25 protein-coding genes are annotated in these 25,964 nt (G+C 58.8%); 17 read left to right on the top strand and 8 right to left on the bottom strand.

What is annotated here, in order from left to right:
• Positions 1-15 precede the first annotated feature (15 nt).
• A complete protein-coding gene (locus WAW39_RS14550) occupies positions 16-825 on the top strand; it encodes an FkbM family methyltransferase (RefSeq protein ID WP_422319925.1) in 810 nt (269 codons plus the stop codon).
• Here the strand turns inward: WAW39_RS14550 and WAW39_RS14545 are convergent.
• Positions 811-1,821 (bottom strand): glycosyltransferase family 9 protein, encoded by a 1,011-nt coding sequence (locus tag WAW39_RS14545; RefSeq protein WP_422319924.1) that lies wholly within the window; start codon positions 1,819-1,821, stop codon positions 811-813. The two genes, WAW39_RS14550 and WAW39_RS14545, sit on opposite strands and share 15 nt — an antisense overlap.
• Positions 1,822-1,875: 54 nt before the next feature.
• On the opposite strand from WAW39_RS14545, the gene WAW39_RS14540 reads away from it, so the two are divergent.
• The 9 genes from WAW39_RS14540 (at position 1,876) to WAW39_RS14500 (ending at position 11,501) form a co-directional block, all read left to right on the top strand.
• A complete protein-coding gene (locus WAW39_RS14540) occupies positions 1,876-2,064 on the top strand; it encodes a hypothetical protein (protein WP_422319923.1) in 189 nt (62 codons plus the stop codon).
• Positions 2,061-3,035, top strand: coding sequence for an exosortase/archaeosortase family protein (locus WAW39_RS14535; RefSeq protein ID WP_422319922.1), 975 nt, complete (start codon positions 2,061-2,063; stop codon positions 3,033-3,035). Before WAW39_RS14540 ends, WAW39_RS14535 begins: the two co-directional genes overlap by 4 nt.
• Positions 3,032-3,745: an exosortase-associated EpsI family protein gene (locus WAW39_RS14530; RefSeq protein WP_422319921.1), complete on the top strand. Its 714-nt coding sequence runs from the start codon at positions 3,032-3,034 to the stop codon at positions 3,743-3,745. The genes WAW39_RS14535 and WAW39_RS14530 overlap by 4 nt, the downstream gene beginning before the upstream one ends.
• Entirely contained in the window at positions 3,742-4,542 is an 801-nt protein-coding gene (gene larE, locus WAW39_RS14525) for an ATP-dependent sacrificial sulfur transferase LarE (protein ID WP_422319920.1), read from the top strand. Before WAW39_RS14530 ends, larE begins: the two co-directional genes overlap by 4 nt.
• A complete protein-coding gene (gene larB, locus WAW39_RS14520) occupies positions 4,539-5,297 on the top strand; it encodes a nickel pincer cofactor biosynthesis protein LarB (RefSeq protein WP_422319919.1) in 759 nt (252 codons plus the stop codon). The genes larE and larB overlap by 4 nt, the downstream gene beginning before the upstream one ends.
• A 197-nt stretch (positions 5,298-5,494) precedes the next feature.
• A complete protein-coding gene (locus WAW39_RS14515; RefSeq protein ID WP_422319918.1) occupies positions 5,495-6,127 on the top strand; it encodes an FkbM family methyltransferase in 633 nt (210 codons plus the stop codon).
• Positions 6,128-6,158: 31 nt separating this feature from the next.
• Complete coding sequence (locus WAW39_RS14510) at positions 6,159-7,520, top strand: phenylacetate--CoA ligase family protein (RefSeq protein ID WP_422319917.1); 1,362 nt, start codon at positions 6,159-6,161, stop codon at positions 7,518-7,520.
• Between the two features lie 16 nt (positions 7,521-7,536).
• Entirely contained in the window at positions 7,537-9,669 is a 2,133-nt protein-coding gene (locus WAW39_RS14505; protein ID WP_422319916.1) for a bi-domain-containing oxidoreductase, read from the top strand.
• The gene (locus WAW39_RS14500; protein ID WP_422319915.1) at positions 9,669-11,501 is read left to right on the top strand and encodes a heparinase II/III domain-containing protein; all 1,833 of its coding nucleotides are present in this window, start codon (positions 9,669-9,671) and stop codon (positions 11,499-11,501) included. The genes WAW39_RS14505 and WAW39_RS14500 overlap by 1 nt, the downstream gene beginning before the upstream one ends.
• 67 nt (positions 11,502-11,568) lie before the next feature.
• Here WAW39_RS14500 and WAW39_RS14495 read toward each other — a convergent pair whose 3' ends face one another.
• The 5 genes from WAW39_RS14495 to WAW39_RS14475 form a co-directional block, all read right to left on the bottom strand.
• Complete coding sequence (locus WAW39_RS14495; protein WP_422319914.1) at positions 11,569-13,197, bottom strand: peptide ABC transporter substrate-binding protein; 1,629 nt, start codon at positions 13,195-13,197, stop codon at positions 11,569-11,571.
• Between the two features lie 111 nt (positions 13,198-13,308).
• A complete protein-coding gene (locus WAW39_RS14490) occupies positions 13,309-13,653 on the bottom strand; it encodes a hypothetical protein (protein WP_422319913.1) in 345 nt (114 codons plus the stop codon).
• A gap of 78 nt (positions 13,654-13,731) precedes the next feature.
• A complete protein-coding gene (locus WAW39_RS14485; RefSeq protein ID WP_422319912.1) occupies positions 13,732-14,601 on the bottom strand; it encodes an ABC transporter permease in 870 nt (289 codons plus the stop codon).
• Positions 14,598-15,518 carry an ABC transporter permease gene (locus WAW39_RS14480; protein ID WP_422319911.1) on the bottom strand — a complete coding sequence of 307 codons (921 nt, stop codon included), beginning with the start codon at positions 15,516-15,518 and terminating at the stop codon, positions 14,598-14,600. Before WAW39_RS14480 ends, WAW39_RS14485 begins: the two co-directional genes overlap by 4 nt.
• A complete protein-coding gene (locus WAW39_RS14475) occupies positions 15,515-16,291 on the bottom strand; it encodes a creatininase family protein (RefSeq protein ID WP_422319910.1) in 777 nt (258 codons plus the stop codon). Before WAW39_RS14475 ends, WAW39_RS14480 begins: the two co-directional genes overlap by 4 nt.
• A gap of 77 nt (positions 16,292-16,368) precedes the next feature.
• Here WAW39_RS14475 and WAW39_RS14470 point away from each other — a divergent pair, with 77 nt between their 5' ends.
• The 5 genes from WAW39_RS14470 to dgt are packed head-to-tail and all read left to right on the top strand — an operon-like array spanning position 16,369 to position 19,981.
• Positions 16,369-17,697 carry a c-type cytochrome domain-containing protein gene (locus tag WAW39_RS14470; RefSeq protein WP_422319909.1) on the top strand — a complete coding sequence of 443 codons (1,329 nt, stop codon included), beginning with the start codon at positions 16,369-16,371 and terminating at the stop codon, positions 17,695-17,697.
• Positions 17,698-17,703: 6 nt separating this feature from the next.
• Positions 17,704-18,057, top strand: coding sequence for a hypothetical protein (locus WAW39_RS14465; protein ID WP_422319908.1), 354 nt, complete (start codon positions 17,704-17,706; stop codon positions 18,055-18,057).
• Positions 18,054-18,422, top strand: coding sequence for a CoA-binding protein (locus WAW39_RS14460; RefSeq protein WP_422319907.1), 369 nt, complete (start codon positions 18,054-18,056; stop codon positions 18,420-18,422). Before WAW39_RS14465 ends, WAW39_RS14460 begins: the two co-directional genes overlap by 4 nt.
• A gap of 39 nt (positions 18,423-18,461) precedes the next feature.
• Positions 18,462-18,656 (top strand): hypothetical protein, encoded by a 195-nt coding sequence (locus WAW39_RS14455; RefSeq protein WP_422319906.1) that lies wholly within the window; start codon positions 18,462-18,464, stop codon positions 18,654-18,656.
• Between the two features lie 53 nt (positions 18,657-18,709).
• A complete protein-coding gene (dgt, locus tag WAW39_RS14450) occupies positions 18,710-19,981 on the top strand; it encodes a dGTP triphosphohydrolase (RefSeq protein WP_422319905.1) in 1,272 nt (423 codons plus the stop codon).
• A 364-nt stretch (positions 19,982-20,345) separates the two neighbouring features.
• On the opposite strand, the gene WAW39_RS14445 is transcribed toward dgt, so the two are convergent.
• Together WAW39_RS14445 and WAW39_RS14440 are read right to left on the bottom strand one after the other, a co-directional pair.
• Positions 20,346-20,549 carry a hypothetical protein gene (locus WAW39_RS14445; RefSeq protein ID WP_422319904.1) on the bottom strand — a complete coding sequence of 68 codons (204 nt, stop codon included), beginning with the start codon at positions 20,547-20,549 and terminating at the stop codon, positions 20,346-20,348.
• 23 nt (positions 20,550-20,572) lie between these two features.
• Positions 20,573-21,805: an LL-diaminopimelate aminotransferase gene (locus tag WAW39_RS14440; RefSeq protein ID WP_422319903.1), complete on the bottom strand. Its 1,233-nt coding sequence runs from the start codon at positions 21,803-21,805 to the stop codon at positions 20,573-20,575.
• Positions 21,806-21,966: 161 nt separating this feature from the next.
• On the opposite strand from WAW39_RS14440, the gene WAW39_RS14435 reads away from it, so the two are divergent.
• Together WAW39_RS14435 and WAW39_RS14430 are read left to right on the top strand one after the other, a co-directional pair.
• Entirely contained in the window at positions 21,967-22,650 is a 684-nt protein-coding gene (locus WAW39_RS14435) for a matrixin family metalloprotease (protein ID WP_422319902.1), read from the top strand.
• 66 nt (positions 22,651-22,716) lie between these two features.
• The gene (locus tag WAW39_RS14430; RefSeq protein WP_422319901.1) at positions 22,717-25,863 is read left to right on the top strand and encodes a PVC-type heme-binding CxxCH protein; all 3,147 of its coding nucleotides are present in this window, start codon (positions 22,717-22,719) and stop codon (positions 25,861-25,863) included.
• Positions 25,864-25,964 lie beyond the last annotated feature (101 nt).

Below are 25,964 nucleotides of genomic sequence, written 5' to 3'. Positions count from 1 at the left end.
CGAAAGCCTGATTTCATGCTTCAAAAGTTCTCCAATGCCCTTTCTGGCCTGCGCGCTATCACCCGGTTCGATCGGGTGTTTTTCACGCTATGCCAGCGACTGCTGGGCCGTCGGCTGGGCTGGACGATCTATTCGAAGGGCGGGCTAAAGTTCCTCATCGACCATCTGGCGGGAGATCAAAACGGTACTCGTGATTGCATTACGGGCCCGATGTATCGGGAGCTGTTCAAGGAAATGCAGTTGCCGCGTCAGTTACGGTTGCTGGACCTCGGTGCCAATGGCGGCGGTTTCCCGCTGCTCTGCCTCGACCTCGGCTTCGAGTTCTCCGCCCTCACGTGTGTAGAGGTCAATCCCTTCACTCATTCCCGGCTCGCTCTCAACATCAGGCAAAACATCGGGCTTCGACCAAAGCTCCTGAATGTCGCCATTGGCGGTCATCCGCGTGAACTCACGCTTTCATTTCCATCAGGTGGCACCGGCTTTTCCATCTATGGCGCGGCGGATGGCACCGCGAATGAGGATGCTCTTATCGAGGTGCTTACGCTGGACGAAATCATACATCGCGGCTTTGGCGACGGAGCCGTGGATCTTTGCAAAATGGACGTCGAAGGCGCTGAGTACGAAGTCTTGCTGGGTGACTCCGCCGATAGTCTTCGCCGTGTTCACTACCTCATCATCGAAATTCACCCTGCAGAGCCGGCGAAGCAGGACGCCCTCTGCAGAAAAATTGCGAGCCACGGTTTTGAACGCATCAAAACCTCAACCGCCTGCGATGACGTTCATCTGTTCGTCAATCGGCAGTGGACGGACTCAAGCCGCAGCTAGCCGCGTTTCGATCCTCCGATGCACCTCGTCCACGCTCCAGCGGTCCATGCAGGCCATAGGCCGCTCCTTGTTCTGGCAGGCATTCACCGGGTGCGAAAGCAGGTCACACGGCTGGCAGGCCAGCTTGGGATCACGCAGAATGTCAAAACCGTCCGTATGCCAGGGCGGATCCCAGTTGGAGGTCGAAGGACCGTTGAAGATCGTGCCCGGAACGCCAAGAGCCGAGGAGATGTTCATCGGTCCCGAATTGTTGCCGATGAAGTACTTCGCACCTGCCATCACGCGTACCAGTTCATCCAAGGACCCCGGTTTTACTCTCCGCACCTGCGGCTTCAGCATTGTCTCACCGGCTTCACCCTGTTCGAACCACGTCACTGCATGCTGGGCAGACAGCCGGTTCACCAGCTCTATGCCGCGTTCCAGCGGCCAGCGCTTGTAGGCACGGCTCGCCCCCGCATGCATCACCACCGACCCATGTTCTTCACGGCCAAAGGCGCTCAAGTCCGGAGGCGGCATGTTTTCTGGCAAAGCCGGCAGCTTCAAATGGCGTATCAGTGCCTGGGCGATGCGCCAGTTATGGATCGCCACATGTTCATCACCTTTCGAGGGCAGACGGAGATTCAGGAGTGCATTCAGCTTCACCCGCTCGGACAGCGGCCCGACTACGAAACGGGCGCCGCTGAACCTTGCGAGGAAGTGCGCCACACTTCCCTGATCACTGCCGAGCAGGCATGCGTCCGGCTTGATGCTTCGAATATCCCGCCAAAAATGCCAAAGGCGCGCGGGATGCCGCCAGGCACCATTAAACTCGGCCGTTGCGTAAGTATGGACTTCCACTTCAGGGCAGCAGACTTCATACAATCTAGCCGCTGTCGGACTCGTCAGCACCACTATGCGCCAGTCCGGATACGCCTCCACAAGCGACTGCACGACGGGCAGGTACACGACGTTGTCGCCGAGTTGGTTTACTTTGGAAATGAGCAGTGTCTTGAGCATTGAATGTTTTGACAGGCTTGTCCTGGAATCCGTTTCGATTTGAATCCTATCCCAATGATTCAGCCTGACTGGCTTGGATGCGACCTCATGGCCCATCATAGCATCTACGAGACTTCTACCATCGCACCGCTGACTTTTACCTTCAATGAAATTCAAGAATGGAAGGAGCAGTTAAAGAAACCGCTGACCATGCCGGGCGTTGACGATTCTTTTCACGGCTCATTTCTCAAGCAATCATCATGAGTCGTTTACGCAGTTCATCATGGCTCGTGCTGGCGTTGTTGGCGGCCTGTGGCTTGCTCCTCATTGCCATTCAGCCTTATGCGGCCGGTTACGGTCACTTCCGCCGGACGATTCTCTCCGAACTCCTCATGCAGTGGAAGGACCCGACCTGGCAGCACGGCGCATTGCTGCCGCTCATTGTCGGCTTTCTGCTCTGGCGGCGTCAAAATGAGGTCGCACAGCTTCCAGTCTCATCGAATCGCTCGGGGTTGGCGCTGATCCTCTTCGCTTTGTTCCTCTACTTCGCAGGATTTCGCGCCAACAACTTCTACTGCGGCTACTTGGGCATCATGACTTTGATTGCAGGCGCATCGCTGTGGCTGGAAGGCGCTCAGCGCAGCCGCGCAAGGTTGTTCGCCTGGCTGATGCTCGGGCTCATGTGGCCGCTGCCCTTTTTGGAGGAAAGCATCGGCTACCAGATGCGGCTTCTCATGGTGAAGTCGACAGGCTTTGTCCTCAATGCCGTGGGCGTCGATTCCCTCGTCTCCGGCACCGCTCTGCAGTCCATGCCCAACATCGACTTGGGCCGCAAGGCGGGCGACTTGTTCAGCGTGGGCATCGCCGCGCCATGCTCTGGCATGCGTTCACTGTTTGCGCTGCTCGTCGTCGGCGCGTTGTTCAGCTATTTCCGCCAGCGTTTCATGTGGCGCAGGTTTGCACTGTTCAGCATGATTCTGCCCATCGCCATCGTCGCAAACATGGCGCGCATTCTGGTCCTGATATTCACGGCCATGGTCTTCGGGCAGCAATGGGCCATTGGCGATGCCGAGAAGGAAGTGTCCGCCTTCCACGAATTCACCGGCATCGTGGTCTTCCTGGTGGCGCTGCTTCTTTTGCAGTTCGCCTCCTGGCTGCTGGATCGTTCGTGCGGCGGTCCGGGCTTCAAAAACTCGCGCACTGTCTCACGTCAGGTGGTTGCCCCTGTCATATGATTGCTCGTGCTTTCATTCTTCTGCTGCTCTGCGGCATGACGTTGTTGCTCTGCCAGTTTTCTCCTCAGCCCAAAGGCGGGGAAGCAGCAGGCGTGCTGGAGGAGTTGCCCATGGTGGCGGGCGGTTTTGTCGGCGAAAGTGAAGATCCCAGTGCCAGGGAGCGCGATCTTCTCCCTGCAGACACGATCATCAAAAAACGCAAATATCACACGCCCGGCAGATCCATTGAAACTCGCGATATCGCGCATGCTTCGCTCGTCATCGCTGGCAATGACACCCGCAGCATCCATCGCCCCGAAGTCTGCCTCGATGGTCAGGGCTGGACCATCACGAGTTCAACCGTGCGCGAGGTAAAGATGATCTCAGGCGCTGTTCTGCGCGTGCGCGACTTGGCCATCCAGCGTGAAGAGCTCAGACCAGACCGGTCCAAGCTGCTGTTGCATGCGCATTACATTTACTGGTTCGTGGGCAGCGACATCAGCACGCCCAGCAATCTGGAGCGTCAGCTGCTCAGCTTTAGAGACAGCGTGCTGCGCAACGTGAACCACCGCTGGGCCTACCCCTCCGTTATGGCATTCGTCACGGACAATCTCACACCACAGCAATGGGGGGAACGTCGTCGAGATGATGAGGAAACGGTAAAAATGATTCTCTCCCTCATTCACAGCCTCGCTCCGAAGTTCCAGAAAACACTGATGCAATCCTTATGATTCAAAAACTCAAAGATCATCTGCAGCCTTTGGGTCGCGTCGCAGTCGCCTACTCAGGCGGTGTGGACAGCACGCTCGTGCTGAAGGCCTCCTTGGATGCCCTTGGCAGGGAAAATGTCATCGCTCTCCTCGCCGTCTCACCCAGCCTGCCGCAAAGCGAAAAGCACGAAGCAGTCGCACTTGCTCAACAGCTCGGTGCCCGGCTTGAGCTCCTGCCGACCACAGAAGTCAGCGATCCCGCCTATCAGGCGAACGCGCCCAATCGCTGCTACTTCTGCAAGGACCATGTCTATCGCGCCCTGCGTCAGTTCGCAGAGCAGAACAGCATCGACCACGTGCTTGATGGCATGAATGCTGAGGACACGCTCGACGTTCGCCCCGGCCGCGCTGCCGCTCGTGAACTGCATATCCTCAGCCCGTTGCACGACCTCGGTTTCAGCAAACAAGACGTGCGTCACTTCGCCAAGGCCCTCGGTTTGCCGAACTGGGACAAACCCGCCGCTGCCTGCCTCGCCTCCCGTGTGCCATATGGCACAAGCGTCACACCGAAACTGCTCTCGCAGATCGAGCAGGCCGAGGCCGCACTCTTTGACCTCGGCTTCCGTGAGCTGCGCGTGCGTCATCATGGCGATGTCGCTCGCCTTGAAGTACCCGAGGCCGATCTGCTGCGCGCTTTGCAGCAGCGCGAGGCCATCACCTCAGCTCTGCGTGCCACTGGGTACACCTACATCACCCTTGATCTCGCCGGGCTGCGCTCCGGCAGCATGAACGAAGTGCTCAAGGCCCGCTCCGTATGAATGAATCAATACTGGCCGACCTTCTCGCTCAAGTCAGCGCAGGTACATTGCCTCCTGACCAGGCGCTGGAACGCCTTCGCACCCTTCCTTTCGCTGAATCAGGCCAGGTGCTGGCCGACACACATCGCATGATCCGTCAGGGCTTTCCTGAAGCCGTGTATGCCGAAGGGAAAACGCTCGCCCAAACCACGGATGCCCTCACTGCCCTTGTCGCTGCCCATGGCTGCGCGCTAGCGACCCGTGTGAGCATTGAAGTCGCCTCTTCGCTGTCGCAGCGTTTTCCCACGGGCAGCTACGACGACATTTCGCGCCTCTATTGCATCGGGCGGATGAATGATTCATTCCAATCCTCGCCTGTGGCAGTGGTGTGCGCCGGCACCTCCGATTTACCGGTTGCCGAGGAAGCCGCTCAGACCCTCGAATTCGCCGGCGCACGAGTGAACCGCATCACCGATGTCGGCGTGGCCGGGCTCCATCGCCTGCTGGCACGCCTCGATGATTTGCGCAGCGCCAGTGTGGTCATCGCCATTGCTGGCATGGAGGGCGCGATGCCCAGTGTTCTCGGCGGACTTGTCGCTGCGCCGGTGATCGCAGTTCCAACCAGTGTGGGCTATGGTGCAAATCTGAACGGCATTGCCGCCTTGCTAGGCATGCTCAACTCCTGTGCCAGCGGACTCACCGTGGTGAATATAGACAATGGATTCGGTGCCGCCGTGGCTGCGCTCCGCATTCTCAAGCTCCGTTCAACAGAATGAATCACGATAGCATCGCATTCAAGGCATGGGTGGGCTTGTGTCGCCGCTGGCCTTTCATTCGCGGACGCGACCGGTTCATGCGAATCTCTATTTCCAATCCACGCATCCGGCAAAGGCTGCTGGCTCGGCTAGAATGGGTTAGGACTCGGGAAGGCTTCGAGATGAAGGTCGGCCCGGAGTTTGACTACACTTCCTTCATGCTCCGCCTGTTTGGCAATCTCGAGCCAAAGACCGGCCGCTTCATTCTCAACAACATGAAGGCTGGCGAGACCTTTCTCGACATCGGGTCCAACGTTGGCTACTTCGCCTTGCTCGTTGCTTCCAAAGTGCCGCAGGCTCATGTGGTTGCCTTCGAGCCGAATCCGCCTGTCGAACTCTGCCTCAGCGAGTCTGTACAGAAAAACGGATTGGGCGCCCGCATGAAGGTGGTGCGCAAGGCCGTGTCAAACAAGGTCGGGGCAGTGTCTTTTTCAGTCGACACGATCAACTCAGGCCACTCCCGCATCGCCACTGGAGAAACGGGCGCGGACCTCATCCAGGTGGATGCCGTCATCTTTGATGAATGGGTGAAGGCACACCCGCTTGCCAGCCCTGTGGGATGCATCAAGATGGACGTCGAAGGTGCGGAAGTGCTCGCATTGAAGGGAATGCCTGAATTGCTTGCCAAGCACCGCCCCGCTCTTTGCATCGAAGGATATGACAACCAGCTCGCGGAGTTTGGTTCAAGCCTCGCCGAGCTCCGCCAACTTCTCATGGATGCTGGTTATGTCGAAGTCGCGCCCTTTGACGGCAATCTCTACCTGCAGCATCGGGACGTGGCTGTCATCTAGTGCTTGCGGGCAGGCCTGCCCGCCAACTGAAATGTCTCTCGAAGACGCCCTTTACCCGCTGCTCAAGCTCTACGAGGCAGCACCGCAGCCCGTGAAGTCACTGGCAGGCCGCATGTATCGGGCACTTCCCCAGTCCCTGCGCTACGGCCATGCCTACACACGATTCCAAAACGAAGCACATGAGGTTGAGACATGGGATGCAGAGACTATTCAACGCTATCAGATCAAAGCATTGCGCGAGTCTCTGATGGCGGCAGCTAAGGCCCCATTTTATGCCGAACGCTTTGCAGCAAGTGGCGTCGATCCGGCCAAGTTCGAAACACTGGAGCAGCTCGCCGATTATCCGCTGCTCACAAAGCAGGATGTGATTTTGCAGCGTGAGCAGATGGTCAATCCAGAGTTCGATGCAAAGCACCGCCTCTACATCACCACAGGCGGATCAAGCGGCGTGCCGGTCGGATTTTATCTGCACAAAGGCGTGAGTCGTCCGAAGGAGCAAGCCTATTTGGAGGCTCAGTGGTCGCGGCGTGGTTATCGCACCGGAGACCGCGTGGCCGTCATTCGCGGGAGCGTCACCTCCAGCAAAGCCGGTGGTGCCATCAGTTATTACGATGCCACACGAAACTGGCTCATTCTCTCCTCCTATCATCTCACGCTTGAGCGCCTGCCCGAGTATGTGGCCGCATTGAACCGCTTCCGTCCGCAGCACCTGCATGCCTATCCCAGCGCTGCACTGATGCTTGCACGCGGACTCGAGCAGACAGGCCTGAAACTTGACTTCAAGCTGACCTCCCTTCTTTGCGGCTCGGAAAAGCTCACCGCAGAATCCCAGCAATATCTGGAGCACTTTTTCAAAGCATCCGTGTTTCACTGGTACGGCCACAGCGAGCGCGTCGTCCTCGCCGCGCAGACCCGCACCTCCAATCATCTCCATTTCTGGCCCACGTACGGCTTCGTGGAGTTCGGCGATCCAGATGACGAAGGAAATCGCGAAATCATCGGCACCTCTTTTCATAATCATGTCATGCCGTTCATCAGGTATCGCACTGGAGATTATGCAAAAATCACGGACGGCGTGGCTTCTGAAATCGTCGGCCGCGATTACGAGTTCCTCGTCAGCTCCACCGGCCGCCGCATCTCTCTCACCGCGATCAACATGCATGACCGCATCTTCGATGGCCTGCTCGCCGTCCAGTTCTTCCAAGAACACGCAGGTGCTGTGGAATGCCGCTTTCAACCCGGCCCGCAATGGCAAAGTAACCTGGAAGCGATAAAGACAGGTTTGTTACAAAAGCTGGGTGACGACTTCACGCTCACCTTGCAGCAGGTGTCGGAAGTGGAGAAGACCAGCGCTGGCAAGCACAAGTGGCTGGTGACCCATTTAAGATCGTGAATTGAAAAGCTCATTGATGAAACAACTCGCCCAATACCAAGACGGACGCCTCGAACTGCAGGACGTTCCTGCACCTGTGCCACCGCCGGGAGGCATCTTGGTGCAGACGACGTGCTCGGTGATTTCGCCCGGCACGGAACGCATGAAGGTGGAGCAGGCCCGGATGTCGCTTCTGCAAAAGGCCAAGGCGCGGCCGGATCAGGTCAAGAAAGTGATCGATACAGCGAAGACCCTGGGCTGGAAAGCCGCCCTGCAAAAGGTGCGCAACCGTCTCGAATCACCAACCCCTCTGGGCTACTCCGCCGCGGGAATCGTGGTGGCGGTGGATGAACTGAACTCACGTTTCCATGTGGGCGATCGCGTGGCCTGCGGCGGAGCGGAGTGTGCGTTTCATGCGGAGATGATCGCGGTGCCAGATCTGCTCGCCTCACCCATTCCCACCGGCGTCGAAGACTGGCAGGCAGCCTATACGACATTGACTTCGATCTCCATGGAAGCCGTGCGCCAAAGCGGCGCCCGACTTGGTGAGCGTGTGCTCGTGCTGGGGCAGGGGCTCGTCGGTCTGCTGGCAACGGGTCTGCTGAAGGCTTCCGGTGCACGCGTGATGAGCGCGGACTTTGTCGCAGATCGTCTGCAAACTTCCCTCGCCATGGGGGCAGAGCGCATTGTGAATCCATCACAATCAAAGCTCGAAGACGAAGTGCGCGCATGGACAGATGGCCACGGCGTTGACGCAGTCTTGCTTTGTGTCGGCGGCAAAGGCCGCGACGCAGCGAACACCGCGATTTCCTGCCTCCGTGATCGAGGTGTGATGGTGATTGTGGGCATCTACGATGCAGAGTTGTCATGGAAGACCGCCTACATGAAGGACATTCAGGTGCGCTACTCGCGCAGCTATGGCCCGGGTCGTTACGATCCGCAGTATGAATGGGGCGGGCAGGATTATCCCATCGGCCACGTGCGCTGGACCGAGAACCGAAACTTCGAAGCCTGCCTGGAGCTGATGCGCACCGGGCAGTTGAATTTGAATCCAGTCACCACGCGCAGGGTAGTCTTTGGCAATGTTTTGGAAATATACGATAAGCTGGAAAGCGAGCTCGGAGTGGTGATCGAGTATTGTAGTCCCGGCTTTAGCCGGTCGGGAAACGGGGAACCCAAAGCAGCATCGGAGTTTCCCAATCTCCCAACGACAACTCTGCAATCTACCGTCGAAACCCTCGATGTCATCGGTGCAGGCAATTTCGCGCGCACGATGCTGCTCCCTCATGTGAAAGGGAAAATCGCCCTCGGCACAATCGTGAATGCCACGGGTCTCTCAGCACGCCATGTGATGGAAAAGTTTGGCTTCGCTCATGCGGAGACAGATTCGTCGAAAGTCTTCGATCACGAAGCCGCCGCAGTGATGATCGGCACCCGCCATCATCTGCATGCACCGCTGGTGCTGAAAGCCCTGCAAGCCGGGAAGCAGGCGTTTGTCGAAAAACCGCTCTGTCTGACATGTGAGGAACTAACCCAGATCGACACAGCCATGCTCGAATCAAAGGGCGGCGTGATGGTGGGTTTCAACCGGCGCTTCGCCCCAGCCACAGTGGCATTGATGGAAGTCCTGAGAACGGTCTCTGGCCCAAAGACACTCTCATTTCAAGTCAACGCAGGCGTGCTCGCGCCGGATCACTGGTATGCGAATGTCGCCGAAAGCGGCGGACGCGTCCTTGGTGAGGCCTGTCACTTTTTTGACTTTGCCTGCCACGTCCTCGGCAAGCCGGTGAAAGTCACCGCGCAGACGATAGGCCGGCCCAAGGTACCAGATTCAGTCACGGCACAGATCGAATTTGCAGACGGATCGTCGGCGCAGGTGATTTACTCCGCCGAAGGTGACTTGGCATATCCCAAGGAAACGTTTCGTGTGTTCGCGAGTGGCTTAGTATGTGAGTGCGAGAACTTCATGAAGCTGTCGATCTTCAAACAGCGCAAAGAGACCGTGAAGAAATTCGCCTCAAAGGGACACGCCGAAGAAATGGCGGCATGGCTGGCCTTCTTGAAGGACGGAGCACCACATCCGCTGCCCTATGAACAAGCGCGGCAGAGCATGCGCCTGACATTCGCAGTGCTGGAGTCCATTCGCGAAGGGCGAAGCATCGCATTGTGATGAGCCTGGGCTGGTACATGCAGCGCTTGCGCGCGATGAGTGTGAGCGAGATCGCTCGTCGCGTGGCTGAGCGCCTGGGACGGCGAAGCGAGATTGCGAGCCTCCGGCGCATCTCGCGCAAACCATGGGACGGCACATTCACCGATGTTCCCAAACTACCCTGGCGCGACCGCGTTCCTCCCGAACTGCGCAAACGGCTGGCCTTCGATGCTGAGAAGCTGATGCGTGGCGAGTGGGAGCTGTTTGGCTGGAAGCTCGTCGAGGTAGGGGCACCACCTTGCTGGCACCGCGATGCAACTCTGGGCGTTGTGATTGATCCAGACATTCCCTCACGAAAGCTGGACCATCGCCACCTCGAGCATGATGCGGATGCTCGCGCCATCTGGGAGATCAATCGCTGGAGTGAAATGACGCGCATGGCCATGCAAAGCGCTCTGAATGGTGATGTACATGCGATCCGAATTTCCCAGCTCTGGCTGGAGGACTGGTGTGATCGCAACCCTCCGGGACTTGGCATCAACTGGACCAGCCCTTTGGAAGCGGGGCTGCGGCTGATGAACTTCTGCTGGTTCGATGCTCTGGTTCGCGGCTGCAATGATCCCGAACTGGCCCGCAGGCAGGAGGAGCTGACCGCCCGCATCGTTCCCACGCACGCGTGGTGGATCTGGCGCCGTCGTTCGTTCGGCTCCTCAGCAAACAATCATCTCATCGGTGAACTGAGTGCGCTTGTGCTGGCACTTGCGCGCTGGCCCGCATTGGCCCGCATGATCCGTCCCATACAGCACGTGGTGAATCTGCTGGAGCACGAAATTTTGCAGCAGTTCGCCACCGATGGCGGCAACAAAGAGCAGGCCTTGCATTACCACTTGTTTGCCTGGGAAATGTGCTGGCATGCAGGCATGGCGGCTGGTGGGTTCAGGCCGGAAGTGCAGCAGCGTCTGACTCTGGCGGCGCAATACTTCGTTGATGTTGTCGAATCACCCGAGTGCTGGGATTTTGGCGACTCCGATGATGCGCAGGTGCTACCATTGCCGCTAAAACGTGCCAATGCAGCCGCAGAGTTTCGCGGCTGGCTGCTCAATAGAGCAGACGGCGCAGTGCTTCGTTTCTGGCTGGGCGAGCCGCCCAAAGGCATTAAAGCAGCCATGCGCAGCAAGTGGCTCACCCATGAGCAAAGCGGGCAGGCCATCTGGCGTGATGCACGCTGGACTGTCCGGGCAGATGCTTCCCCCCTCGGTCTGGGCAGCATGGCGGCTCATGGCCATCTCGATGCACTGCATGTGTCGCTTTGGTTTGAGCAGCACGCACTCATCATTGATCCAGGAACGGGCGCTTATTACAGCAACCCGGCACTGCGGACGAAACTGGCGTCATGGGACGCACACAATGGACCCGTGCCGGTCGCTGGCCGCTCCTCTCCCCGGCGCATGGGGCCGTTCTTATGGGCCAGACATCACGTGAAGCCGGGACTCGAAATCAGCGGCGACATTTGCGTGATGAGCATTGCCTGTGATGCTCATCGCACAAAGCGTGCTGTCCATGTCACTCAGGATTATGTAGAAATCTGCGACGATGTCGGCATTGCAGCCTCGCATGTGGTGACGTGGCAGCTTGCACCCGGCTGGCGCATCGAGCATGAACGCAAGAACGGCTTCGTCTGCCATCACGCGGAATCCATTCCGGTGCATGCGACACTGAACGGCGATGCCATTGAACAATGGGAGATCGTGGAGCGTGAGGCTTCGCCGCACTTTCGTGAACTCATGACGACCCAGGCGGTAAAGATCACCTTTCGCGGCACGCTGACGACAATCTGGCGCAAGTCGGACTGACGGCTGCCTCCATTTAACAAACAAACTCAAGGCGCGGGATCGTATCCCGCGCCTTTTTGTTTTCCCCTCACGGCTTTAATTCCACCGCCTTGTAGCAGCGGTGTTGGAGCAACGATGGCTTCAGTCCTTTGACCTCAGGGCGCATCAAATACGAAAGTGTATACCAATAGATCGGCAGCATCGGAGCCTCATTAAGCATGAGGGTTTCGGCCTCACTGAGAATTTGCAGACGCTTGGCGACATCACCTTCCTGAAAGCTTTGATGGATGAGTTCATCGTAGCGCTTGCTGCCCCAGCCGGTGTTGTTGTTGCCATCCCCGGTCTGCCAGATGGCGAGGAATGTCGAAGGGTCGAGATAATCACCCACCCAGCCAAAGCGGGCGATTTGATAGTCCAGCTTGCGTTGCGATTCGATGTACACACCCCAGTCCTGATTCAACACACCGGCAGGAATATGGAGATGCTCCTTCCACATGGCCTGTACCGCTTCGGCCAGCGCGCGATGTGACTCGCTCGTGTTGATGAGGATGTCGAACGCAGGAAAGCCTTTTCCCTCTGGAAAGCCTGCCTCGGCAAGCAGCCGTCGTGCTTCGGCGGGGTCAAAGCGCATGATGTTGGGCACATGGTAGTCAGGGTTGCAGCCGGGAGGAGTCAGGCCTGTGGCCGGCTGCTGTCCCGCACGAAGAATGTTCCGTGTGATGCTTTCACGGTCGATGGCCATGGCGAGCGCACGCCGCACCAGCGGATTGTCGAAGGGCTTCTTCGTGGTGTTGCAGCGGTACATGTAAACGCTGAGCAGCGGATCGTTGTGATAGTACGGTGACTTGCTCTCGCGATACGCAGGGATCTTGGACAGCGGCATCGTCAGCGTCACGTGAAGCTGCCCGTCGTTGAAGGCCCGCTCCTCAGTCGTGTCGCTGGAGATGGGCAGAAATACAATGCCGTTGAGTTTGACCGTGGCGGCGTCCCAGTAATGCGGGTTGCGCTCGACTTCGAGAGCTTGATTGACCTCCCAGCTTTTGAGTTTGAAGGGGCCGTTGCAGACCATGTTCACTGGCCGTGTCCAGCGTGTGTTGCGGTCGGTCATCTTGCCAAATTTTTCGATGGCATGCTTCGGCAGTGGGAACCACGCGTAATGTTTGATCATGCTGAGCAGATAGGGCGCTGGTCCTTTCAGCGTGATTTGCAGCGTGAGCGGATCGAGCGCCTTCACTCCCACCTGTGAAAAATCCTTGATCTTGCCCTTGTGGTATTCCTCGGCGTTTAGAATGGGGTAGAGCATGTTCGCATAATCAGCACCCAGCTTCGCGGTGAGGATGCGCTGGTACGAGTACAGAAAATCAGCAGCGGTGAGCGGTGCACCATCGCTCCACATGCCCTGAGGCTGGAGCTTGAACGTCCAAACCGTAAAGTTTTCAGCGCTCCATGAAGCGGCGGCTCCAGGGGCATCGCCGTCAGGATTGTCAGGTGCCGGGGCGATGAGACCTTCAAAGAGCGAATGAAAAATCATATGCTCCGGCTGACCGCTGGCGAGGTGGGGGTCAAGCGTCGCAGGCTCGCTGCCATTACCAGCCAGGAGAATGCCAGCGCGATTGGCTACCTCGACACGTGTGGGCCGGTGCGTGCGGATGTGATGAAACCACGCAACGCCCCCGATGAAGGCGATGAGAATGAGAGCACGATATATCCAGCGCATGCCCAAACATGACACGAGGCACCTCATTCGTGCAACGAGGCATCAAAAAAACGGCCCCGCCGTGCACTGGCGGGGCCGCGTGATGCAGCAATCAATCAGGTTTCCACGCTACTACCTGCGGAAACCATGATGATGGCTGGAACCGTGGTGGTAGCCATGGCCGGTATTGCACCCGGGGTTGAAGCCACCAAAGCCAAAGCTGATGCTGGGCCGCACAATGATGGGGCGCGGCACAGCACCATAGCCGTAGCCACCCTGCGCACCCTGAGTCACCCACTGACCGATGGGGCGGCCGTAGCCGTCATAGCCGACGATCTGGTAAACGGCCACGATGGGGGTGCCGCAGGAGGTGTAGCCTACGACCCGGGTCTGGCCCTGGCATTCAGCTTTGGCATTGGAGGGAGCTGCAAAACCAAAAACTGCGGCTGCAGCGATGACTGAGAAGAGTGTTTTCATGAGTGTGTGGAATTGGTGTCCGCACTCTCTGACGTGGCTGCTTCAAGACTATTCAGCCCGCTTGAAATATTTTTTCACTTACTGCTGCGACATCGATTTGGGATCAAACGCATCACGCAGACCATCGCCCAGCAAATTGAGCGCTAGCAGCGTGGTGGAAAAAAAGATGCCCGGATAGAGTAGCAGCCACGGATAGCTCTCCATCGATCTGGCGCCCTCCTGGATCAGCACACCCCAGCTCGCATCCGGTGGCTGAATGCCGAGTCCCAGGAAGCTCAGCGCGGCCTCCAGCAGCATGACTCCCGGCACGGTGAGGCTGGCGTAGATGATGATCGGCCCCACCACATTCGGCAGCAGGTGCCGCCAGACGATGTGCCAGAAGCCCGCACCACTGGCTCGCGCCGCAATGATGAACTCAAGATTCTTCAGCGCCAGCACCTGCCCACGAACAACACGGGCCATCGTGAGCCATTCCACCGCGCCGATGGCCACAAAGATCAGCCAGAACTCACGCCCCACTATGGCCATGAGCAGGATGACGAAATTGATGAAGGGAAACGCATACAGGATGTCCACGATGCGCATCATCGCCGCGTCCGTGCGTCCACCGGCAAGGCCGGAGACCATGCCATAAAACACACCAATGATCGCAGCGACAGCTGTGGCCAGCAATCCCACCTCCAGGGACACACGCCCCCCATGCAGGATGCGCGTGAGCATGTCCCGTCCTAGCGGATCCGTGCCCAGCCAGTGTGCCAGGCTGGGATTCGTGGCTTTGAGTTCGAGATTCTGCAGTGACTGATCGTAAGGCGACAGCTCCGGGCCAATGCCACACAAAACCACCAGCACGGCCAGGAACCCCAACGCCCATGCGTTCAGGCGGTTCCTCATGAGACGCCGCCACGCCGCACGCATCGGTGAAAGGCTCTGGTTCGTTCCGCTGCTCATGCGTGGAGTCGGATACGTGGGTTGAGCGCTGCCTGAATGATGTCCACCAGCAGATTGAAGCTGACGATGAGTGCGGCGTAGAAAGCCGAAATCGCTATCGCCAGCTCATCATCATGATTGAAAGACGCCGCGATGAAAAATTGACCAAGCCCCGGCAGTTGGAACACCGTTTCAACGATGAACGAACCCGTGAGCAATCCCGCTGCGGCAGGGCCGAGGAAATTGAGCACCGGCAGGCTCGCCAGTTTCATCGCATGAAAAAAGACCACCGAGCTTTCACTCGCTCCTTTCGCACGTGCTGTGCGGATAAACTCCTGCGCAAGTGTCTCGCGCAGGCTCCCTCGCGTCAGCCGCGCAATGTAGGCGCTGTAGATGATCCCCAGCGTCAGCGCGGGCAGCACCCAGTCCGAAGAATCAAACCAGCCGGACGCGTTGAACCAGCGCAGCTTCAGTCCAAACAGCATCGCCAGCAGCGGTCCCAGCACCATGCTGGGAGTGCAGATGCCCAGTGTGGCTGCAAGAGTGCTGCTGCGGTCTTCCAACGTGTTGGGCCGCAGAGCCGCGAAAGCACCCAGCGGCACCCCGATGCTCAGCGCGATGAGCAGAGCGGCCCCACCCACCGTTGCAGACACCGGAAAGCCGGAGGCGATGATCTCATCCACACCTCTTCCCTGAAAGGTTTTGGACTCCCGAAAAGTGAACGTCGCGTAATGAGTGTAGTACCGCCAGAGCTGAACATAGACCGGCTTGTCCAGGCCATAGTAGCTGATCTTTGCCTGCAGTGCTTCCGGTGAAGAAGCGCGCTCAGATTGAAACGGTCCGGTCGGCGAAAGCTTGAGCAGCCCAAACGTGATGGTGATCACCGCGAAGATCACGATGATTCCCTGCACGATGCGGCTGACAATGAAGCGGATCATTTCGCTTTCTCGTAAAGATCGCTGATGTCAGCGGCGGCGAGTTCGATCAGATAAGTCGCGATCTTGGCCCCAAGCGCTTCAAAGTAGCGCCGGCCCTTTTCCGCCGTGCTGTGCTGCGGATCACCCGAGCCGGTGTCGTTCGTCGCTTTGCTCCAGGCACGTTGCGCCCAGGCCCACTTTTCGTTGATGGCCTTCAGCTTCCACCGGTTGTCAGTGCCCGGACCCCATTCCTCTTTCGGCAGCACCAGATGAGGATGAAAATGCAGCATGAGGCTGGTTTCGCGTTCGTCAGCGTGGTCGCCCACGATGTTGAAAATGTCATCGCCTTTCACCGCATTGAACCAGGAAACCGTGGAGAGAAACATCTTCGGGTGCTTCGCCTGCAGCTCACGCAGCATCTGGCGGAAGTCATTGCCTCCATGCCCGTTGAGGATCACGAATTTCATCACACCCACGCCTTCGAGGCTGCTGATGACGTCTTCGAGCACCATCATCTGCGTGGTCGGATTCATGTTGATGCAGAAGGGGACGTCAAGCTGTCCCGTCTGCACCCCGAAAGGCATGTTCGGCAGAATGGCCACCTTGGCTCCCGCCTCCCACGCGATGCGGCCCGCCTCGGCGACGATGGCGTCGTTTTGCAGCGAATCCGTCGCGTAGGGCAGGTGCCAGTTGTGCGCCTCCGTGGCGCCCCATGGGAGCACGGCGGCTTCATAGCGCGTGGCTTTCACGTTTTTCCAGTTCGTTTCGGCAATGATCCAAGGTCTCGGGCTCATGGGGGGCATGTAAAAGAGGCAAACGATGGATGCAACGTCCGACAAACTCGGCCACAAGGAACGTTTCTCTCCGCCCCATGCTTCGCACGCTGCTTTTTCTCACCCTGACAGCCTTTGCCTCCGCTGCCGAAATTTCATTCTCCAGGCAAATCGCGCCGATTTTGATCGATCAATGCGTGGAGTGTCATCGCGCCGGCAAGGCCAAGGGCAGCTACCGTCTGGACACCCTCGAACTCATGCTCAAGGCGGGCGACAGCGATGCTGCGCCCGTCGTGGCGGGCAAGCCGGACGAAAGCGAGCTCTACCGATTGATCGCCACCCATGAGGAAGACGATCGCATGCCCAAGAAGGCCGATGCCCTCCCCGAAAAGGAAACAAAGCTGATCCGCGATTGGATCGCCAGCGGTGCCAAACTGGACGTCGCCGACAAAAAGGCGGCTCTTCGGACCATCGTTCCCGAACAAGAAAAAACTCACGCACCTGCGAAGTACCCACGGCCTCTCCCAGTCACCGCTCTCGCCCTGAATCCCGCCGGGAGCACGCTCGCCTGCAGCGGTTATTTTGAAACAACCCTCTGGGATGTGGCATCAGGCAAACTCACTGCGCGCCTTGACGGCATGCCCGAACGCATCCTCGCGCTGGCCTGGATCTCCGAGGTGCAGCTCGCCGTAGCTGGCGGCGTCCCCGGGCGCTCAGGCGAGGTATGGTTGATCAATCCTTCGCAGCCGCAGGAGCACAGGCGTCTGATGAGTGCGCGCGACTGCGTGCTCGCCATGGTGGCCAGTCCGGATGGCAAACTGCTCGCCTGTGGCGGTGCCGACAATCAAGTGCGCTGTTTCGAACTTCCCTCCGGCAAACTGAAATGGCAGACAGAGCCGCACGCAGACTGGATCATGGGCATGGCCTTCTCTCCAGACAGCCTGCACATCGCCACCGCCAGCCGTGATCGCACCGCCAAGCGCATTGACGCTGCCAAAGGAGAAATCGAGGCCACCTTCACCGGCCATGACTCTGCGGTGCTCAGCGTGGTCTTCTCCCCTGATAGCAAGGAAACCCTCAGCGGCGATGTCGAAGGTAATATCCGCCGTTGGGATCACAACGGCGATGCTAAAAAAGACGGCGCTCTGAGGCCGGGCGGCCGCACCGAAATGCTGGCGCTGGGCTTTCTGGATGCCGGGACGCCTCTCGCCGCCATGGGCAGCGGTTCGGTGGTTTCGATGGATGCAAAAGCCCGCAAAACGAAGGACAAGATCACGCTGTATGGAGACCGCGTGAATGTGCTGCTGTTGCAACGCATCGACAAACTCACACGCATCATCACCGGCTGCCACGATGGCACGGTGCGCATCAACGAACTCGGAAAGGCGGAGCCGGTCTTGCAATTCGTGGCTTCGCCGGGATGGTAAACCGCCATGTTTGAATCACGCGCCGATCCTCTCGCCCCGCGTTTGGTTTTCATCCAGCGGGTGATCAAGTATGCCGCTATCGCGCTGATCGTGATCGGTGTGGCGCTGGGCATCGGCATCCTGGGCTATCATTACATCGCCAAATTCAGTTGGATCGACAGTCTTTTAAACGCCTCGATGATCCTGGGCGGCATGGGCCCCATGGGAGACCTGCCATCGGATGCTGCCAAAGTCTTTGCCTCCTTCTACGCCCTCTTCAGCGGGCTCGTGTTCATTTCCGTCATGGGCATCGTGCTCGCGCCGGCGGCGCATCGTGCCCTGCATCATTTTCATCTCGATGAGGAGGACGAAAAATCATGAACAAAGAAACAGTCGTCATCATAGGTGCCAGCAACAACCCTGAGCGCTACAGCCATCGCGCTCTGCTCCTGCTGCGGAAGCACGGGCATGAAGTCGTGCCGGTTCATCCCAAACTCGCTGAGATCGAGGGCATCCCCGTGGTGGCCGATCTGGGCTTGATCTCAGGTCCGGTGGATACCGTGACGATGTATGTTGGCGCAGCCATCTCATCCGGATTGCAGGACAAGCTGATCGCGCTCAAGCCGCGTCGGATCATCTTCAATCCTGGCGCAGAAAATGCCTCGCTGGCAGACGCTTTGCAAAAAGCCGGAGTTGCCTGCGAGGAAGCCTGCACCTTGGTGCTGCTAAACACGGGGCAGTTTTGAACGCGGCTCCTCGCTTGGGAGTCTAAGTCAACAACCCCCATGTTAGAGATCCAAAAATTCCGCCTCTACGAACGCAGCCGTCTGCGTGCCAAAGGCGTGACCGACGAAGAGATCGAAAAGGTCCAGCACCTGCCCTTCAAGCCGGCCTTCGTGGAGGGCAAACGTCGCCAAAGAGATGCAACCGACGAGAACCAGGTGCCTCCTGAGCAGTTCGCCTTCCGCAGACCTCGCTGAAGCAGCAGCCTTGCCCGCCCGCCACGACCTGCTAGCATCGCGGTACCCACCGCATGCCCGCGAACCGCTTTTACAATTCCTTCGATCTCGAAACGCTCGATTCACGCCCTGCTCACCCCGGTGAGTATCGCAGCCCGTTCCAGATCGACCGCGACCGCATCATCCACAGCAGCGCCTTTCGCCGCCTGCAAAACAAGACCCAGGTCTTCTTGTCCGGCGAGTACGATTTCTACCGCACCCGCCTGACCCACAGCATCGAGGTGGCGCAGATCGGGCGCAGCATCTGCGGCTGGCTCACCCAGCAGAGCCAGTATCTGGATGATGAGTGCTTCATCGACTCCGATCTCGTCGAAAGCGCCTGCCTCAGCCATGACCTCGGCCACCCTCCCTTCGGCCATGCCGGGGAGCGCACCCTCCACCACCTCATGGCCCCCTACGGCGGCTTTGAAGGCAATGCGCAGACCCTTCGTATCCTGACACAGACCCTCTTCAGCGAAGGCCGCAGCGGCATGAACCCCACCCGTGCGCTGCTGGACGGCGTGCTGAAATACAAAACCCTGCAAACCGAGACCCCGCAGGCAAAACACCACTACCTCTACGACGAACAGGAACGCTGGCTCGATTTCACCCTCGGCGGCCAGGCCTTCCCGCTGGAACTCACCCCCGGCAAAGTGCGCAACGGCTTCCGCAGCATCGAATGCCAGATCATGGACTGGGCGGATGACACCGCCTACTCCCTCAATGACATTGCGGACGGCATCCACGCTGGATTCATCAACGTGCAGCGGATGGAGCGTTGGGCAGGGGATCAGGAGCTTTCAGCGGCCGATCAGGCCGACTTGGAGTTCCTCTGCAAAGCTGTCCGTGAAAACCGCGTCGAAGGCCGCTTGAACCGCCTCATTGGTGAGTGCATCCGCGCCACGAAACTGGTGCCCGCCGCAAACTTCCTCGGCCAGAGCACCCGCAGACATCAGTTTGCCTTGGAAATCGACCCCGCATTGCGCCGCCGTGCGGACCTCCACAAAAAGATCGCCCTCGAGCTCGTCTTCCTCAGCCCCCAGCTCCAGCAGCTCGATCACAAGGCCGACTTCATCCTCACCCGCGTCTTTGGCGTGCTCAAGGAACGCTACATCGACACCGTGCAGCCCAAAGGCCTCCACCTGATGCCTGCCGCCATCGAAAAAGACATCCAAGCCGCAGCCGATGCACCCGCCCGTGCCCGTCTCGTTTGCGACTGGATCGCCAACATGACCGACCACTTCGCCTTCCGCACCTACCGCCGCCTCTTCGACGCAGACTTCGGCTCCATCACGGATTTTGTGTGAGAGAGGTCATATGTAAGCTTCACGATGGTGTCTCATCGCCATCAGATAGCTCACATGTTCCAAAGACCTAAATTATAGATGATTCGGGTTCGCTTCCGGCATTGGGTCTGACTTGTAAACAGGATGAAGCAATCTTCCGTCAGTCCGCACCGCTGCACACCAGCTCCAACGGAGCTGCGTAATACAGCCCAGGGTCAGGCGAGCCTCAGCGAGGCGACCCTGGGTACTGGCAGTTCAATCCGGGAAGCAAACCCATCGCACCGCCGCACACACCGCTTACCAGCAGCGTCTGCAACCAGCTACGCCGCGCACCTGCCCAGGATTTGAGCGCACCCGGTATTTCCACAGAACACGATCAGTACACTTACTGAGTGCAAGAGTTGCTGGAACGAAACACACGCACGTGATCTTCTTCAAGATCACTTTTTCCACGCTTAATTGACTCCACAAACTCAGGAGAAAGCTCCTCCTGATCATCAAGATAATCCGCCAGCCAGTCACGCAGCTCCAGCGCTGCATCACGCGGGAGTTGCTTGATGTCATTCTCGATGGCTTCAAGAACCGACATGGTGGATTGAATGAGGCCTCAAATCACAGCTTCGCAATCCGGCGGCACACTTCCTCCACATTCGCGCGGCTGTTGAACGCGCTGATGCGGAAGTAGCCTTCACCAGCACTGCCAAAACCGCTGCCAGGGGTGATCACCACATTCGCTTCATTCAGCATCTTGTCGAACATCTGCCAGCTCGTCAGGCCGTTTGGGCAGCCCACCCACACGTAGGGTGCATTGACACCCCCGAACACCTGCAGACCGGCCTTTTTGCAGGCCTCGACAAGCAGCGCCGCATTGCCCATGTAGTGCTCGATGAGCGCCTTCACCTGCGCCTTGCCTTCGGCTGAGTAGATCGCCTCCGCACCGCGTTGGACGATGTAGCTGGTGCCGTTGAACTTAGTGCTGTGGCGGCGGCTCCACAGCGGATGGATCGCCTGCTTGCCTCCGGCCTTGGTCTTGCCCATGAGGCCCTTCGGAATGATGACGATGCCGCAGCGCACGCCGGTAAAGCCACCGTTCTTGGAGAAGCTGCGGAATTCGATGGCGCAGTCACGCGCACCCTCGATCTCATAGATCGAGCGCGGCAGCTCAGGATCGCGGATGAAGGCCTCGTAGGCCGCGTCGTAGAGGATCGTGGTGCCATTGGCCAGGGCGTATTTCACCCAGGCTTCAAGCTGAGCACGTGTGGCCACCGCTCCCGTCGGATTGTTCGGATAGCACAGGTACGCCAGATCCACCGGCTCATTGGGGATCTCAGGCACAAAGCCGTTGGCAGGCGTGCATTTCAGGTAGTGCAGGCCCGCGTAGGCGCCGCTTTCGTCGGCATCGCCCGTATTGCCAGCCATAACGTTGGTGTCCACATACACAGGGTACACCGGGTCGGTGATGGCGATCTTGTTCCCAGCACCAAAGATGTCGAGGATGTTGCCAGTGTCGCACTTGCTGCCGTCGGAGATGAAAATCTCATCGGCTTCCACCTGGATGCCGCGGGCCTTGAAATCGTTCTCGGCGATGGCGTTGCGCAGGAAATCATAGCCTTGCTCCGGGCCGTAGCCGCGGAAGGTGGCGCGGTCGCCCATTTCATCCACGGCCTTGTGCATCGCCGTGCGCACGGCCTCTGGCAGCGCTTCGGTCACATCACCGATGCCGCAGCGGATCAGGCGCTTGGCCGCTTCCGTGTTGGCCTCCGTGAACACCTTCACGCGACGGGCGATTTCAGGGAAGAGGTAACCGGCTTTGAGCTTGTTGTAGTTTTCGTTGATGTAGGCCATGGCGGGGAAAAGGGCGGGCAGTGTGGCGAGTCGTGGCTGGGATGCAAGAGCGTCGAAACAGTGTCGAACCTGTGACATCGCCCTGAATAATCATTTACAATTCTTACATATGAGAAAGCATATCAAGGTTGAGATTCAAAATTGTCGAATCTCAATCTGCCATGAAGAAAAATGCATTCTCTCTAAGTCTTTCCTTATGGGCCGCCTGCCTGATTAGCAACTGTGCTTATCATGAGGTCGCCTGGCAGAAGAATGAGATCAGCCCGTCTTCCCATCCTCTCGGCACCGGCAAGCCGGTCAGCTACACCAAGCCTCAGCTCTGGAACAAACGGCACCTCACTTGGCAGCTCGATACCACCACCCCCATCCCCACCCGTCTGTCTGCGGAAGAGCTCCAGCGCGAGATCGACGAAAGCTTCAAAAGCTGGGAGGCCGCCGGTGTCTTCACCTTTGCTCAGGCCAAGGCCGGGGAAACCGCTGACATCAAGATCAGCTTTGGCACCCCTCCCGGCAGAGCTTGGGATGGCCAGCTCGGCAGCATGGGCCATGCGTCCTTCCCATGGAGCCGCGACCGCGGCCACATCTACCTCGACCCCTCCGAATGGTGGAGCACCAAATCAGTAGCTCTGATCGGCGATCCCATCACCAAATGGCTCCCTCATGAGATCGGCCACGTGCTGGGCCTGCAGCACTGCCCCGGCGAAGACCTGACCATGAGCGAGACCGGCCCCTACAGCCTTCCAGGGAATAAAAGCTTCGCGCAGTTGCAGCATCTCTATGCGCCCAAGACCCCCGTCTTCACCTGGGTGCAGTGCGTCATGGATGTCTCGGGCGAGGCCGAATAACGCCTCTTCTGTATCGCAGGCGGTTCCGTCAGGCAAGAAAGCGGACCTTTGTGCCGTCCATTCTGCATGCAAAGAAGACTGATCGCGTGGCTGGCTTTGACATCGTGTGCCTCTTTCATCTGCCAGGCTGCGGATGAATTAAAATTCCCCACCACGCCGCCGACCGAGCCGCAAAACGCCGCGAAGACCTTCCATGTCCTCGACGGCTTCCAGATGCAGCTCATCGCCGCCGAGCCTCTCGTCACCGATCCCGTCGCCATCACCTACGATGAAGATGGCCGCGCCTACGTGTGCGAGATGAACGACTACCCCTACACCGACAAGGAGCATCACAAGCACGCGCAGGAAAACCCCACCGATCAGTCCATCGGCAAAGTCCGCCTCCTCACCGACACCGATGGCGACGGCGTCTTCGACAAAGCCACCGTCTTCGCCGAGGGCCTCTCCTGGCCCACCGGCGCCGCCTGCTGGAAAGGCGGCATCTTCGTCACCGCCACCCCCGACGTCTGGTACCTCAAGGACACCAATGGCGACGGCGTGGCCGATGTGCGGCAAAAAGTCTTCACCGGCTTCAAAAAGCTCAACGTCCAGGCCGTGATGAACAATCCCATCTGGGGCCTCGACCACCGCATCTATGTGGCAGGCGGCAGCAACGGCGGCGAAATCCAGCGTGCCCCCGGCAGCGAGTCCGTCATGCCGCTTCCCGCAGACTTCAAACCCCTGTCCATCAAGCGCAACGACTTCAGCTTCGATCCCAGCACCGGAGACGTCCGCCTCGAAAGCGGCGGCGCACGCTTCGGCAACACCTTCGACGACTGGGGCAACCGCTTCCTCTGCAACATCCGCAACCCCTGCCAGCACGTCGTCCTGCCCTACCGCTATCTCGCGCGCAATCCCTACCTCGTCGTCCCCAGCGCCCTCAATGACTGCGCCGAGGCCGGCGATCAGCTCCCCGTCTATCGCACCAGCCCCCCCGAGCCCTGGCGCGAGTTCCGCGCCAAACGCTGGGTGCAGGAAGGCAGCACCCTGCCCAAGAGCGAACTCGTCGGCGCCGGCGTCGTCACCTCCTCCGCCGGCATCACCGTCTATCGTGGCGATGCTTATCCACCCGAGTATCACGACTTCGTCTTCGTCGCCGACGTCGCCGGCAATCTCTTCTACCGCATGAAACTCGTCCCCGACGGCGTCACCTTCAAAGCCGTGCAGGTGGATGGAAACAAAAACTTCTGCACCAGCGACGACCTCTGGTGCCGCCCCGTCAACTTCGTCAACGCCCCCGACGGCTGCCTCCACGTCTGCGACATGTACCGCGAAATTATAGAGCACCCCTGGAGCATCCCCGACGACATCCACGCCGCCGTCGACCTCCTCCGCGGCCGCGACCAAGGCCGCCTCTTCCGCCTCGCCCCAAAGACGTTCCAACCCCGCCCCACCCCTAAACTCAGCACCGCCACCACCCCAGCCCTCGTCGCCCTTCTCGATCATCCCAACGCCTGGCATCGCGAAACCGCCCAGCGCTTATTGTTTGAGAAGCAGGACAAAGCGGCGGTGGAGCCTTTGCGGGCGATGGTGAAAGTAGGGAAGACGCCACAGGGCAAAGAGCATGCACTTTGGGGGCTTCACGGGCTTGACCATGGAGCATCTCAGCAATGGACAATACCTCTGCCTCCGGAAGGGAGTGATCCACAAGGCATAGATCGCAAGAAAGCGCAGCTTGGGCAACTCCCTCAGTTCCTGCTTGATGAAGTATTGAATGCAGAGGATACAAATGAGCACCTTGCGTCGAGCGCTTGGAATCTCAAAGCTGAATTTGTCGCCAAGACACCTCCAGCCTACCAAAGGTTCAACGATGAAGTTCTCGTCATGCGAACCTCAAGGATCGAACCGGGAACTCAAGCACTCATGTGGGCTGCCTTCGCTCTCGGTGAAGCTGGCTTTGCAAGTGACTACTATCCAGAGCGGCTTATCTATCTCATTCGCAACGGCAGAGGTGATCCGTGGCTTGGAATTGCAGCAGAACTCTCTGCTGCTTCGATGAGTCCTGCCCAAGTCCTTGGCTTGTTCGCCTTTGGACCAGCTACCGGCGCGCCACTTGCATACTACAGAATCATCCGAAATTCGGCTGCCCAAATCGCTCGGTCGCCAAAGGACTGCAAATCTGTACTTGAGTTCCTCGACCACGTGTGTGCCGACCGCCAGCCTGTCGAAGGGCATGCTTTTGTCCCTGACGCGATCATCGAACACATTCTTGTCGGACTAAGCGTGGGTTTGGGATCCAAGGGTGCAAAGCTGCAATCATTGAATCCCTCGGAACGAGTTTTAGCTTGGATGGCCGCGAGGGCGTCAATGGCAGTGTCCAAGCTCAGCAATCGAGCAGAGTCCATGGATGAGCGAAATCGGCAGATCCCCCTTCTGGCAATGGTTCCTCCTGATAAGGCTATCTCGACACTCATGTCGCTGATCAAACCAGACGAGCTTCCAGAGCTCCAACTCGCCGCCCTTGAAGCCCTTGGCAGTTATCGCGAACCCGCCGTCGCAGACATGCTCATTGACGCATGGCCGAAACTTACGCCAGCATTGCGCGACAAAGCCGCCTCAATCCTCCTCTCCCGCACCGACCGCATCGCAAAGCTGCTGGACGCCATCGAAGCCAAAAAAATCCTCCCCTCGCAGCTCAGTGCCGCCACAAAAGCCACGCTCGGCCGCCAAAAAGCTCCCGCCCTCGCCGACCGCATCGCCAAACTCATCGGCGATGGCGGCTCCTCAAATCGCAAGGAAGTCATCACCAAGTATGAGCCTGTGCTCTCCATGACTGGAGACCCCGCCCACGGCGCCAAAATCTACGAAACCCTCTGTATGGTCTGCCACCGCCATCTTGATCGCGGCAACGACGTCGGCCCCAACCTCGGCACCATCAAAGCCTGGACCGCAGAACAGATCCTCACCAACGTCCTCGACCCCAACCGCGAAGTCTCGCCCAACTTCGCGCTCTACATCGTCGAAACCAACGACGGCCGCGCCCTCTCCGGCCTCATCACCAGCGAGACCGCCGGCAACCTCACCCTCAAATGCGCCGACGGCGGCACCGACACCGTCCTCCGCAGCGAAATCAAATCCCTCACCAGCCCCGGCATCTCCCTCATGCCCGAAGGCCTCGAAGCCGCCATCACCCCCCAGCAGATGGCAGACTTGATCGCGTACTTGAAGCAGTAGACATGTTCCCGAACAAACGAGTTCCACAATTGGCGCGGCATGCGCGGACGTAGGATGGGCGTGGCGACAGCCCGCCCGTCCACCAGCGTAAGGCAATGCCC

Source organism: Prosthecobacter sp. (assembly GCF_049294395.1).
GTDB lineage: Bacteria > Verrucomicrobiota > Verrucomicrobiia > Verrucomicrobiales > Verrucomicrobiaceae > Prosthecobacter.
This window is presented reverse-complemented; position numbering and strand designations above follow the sequence as displayed.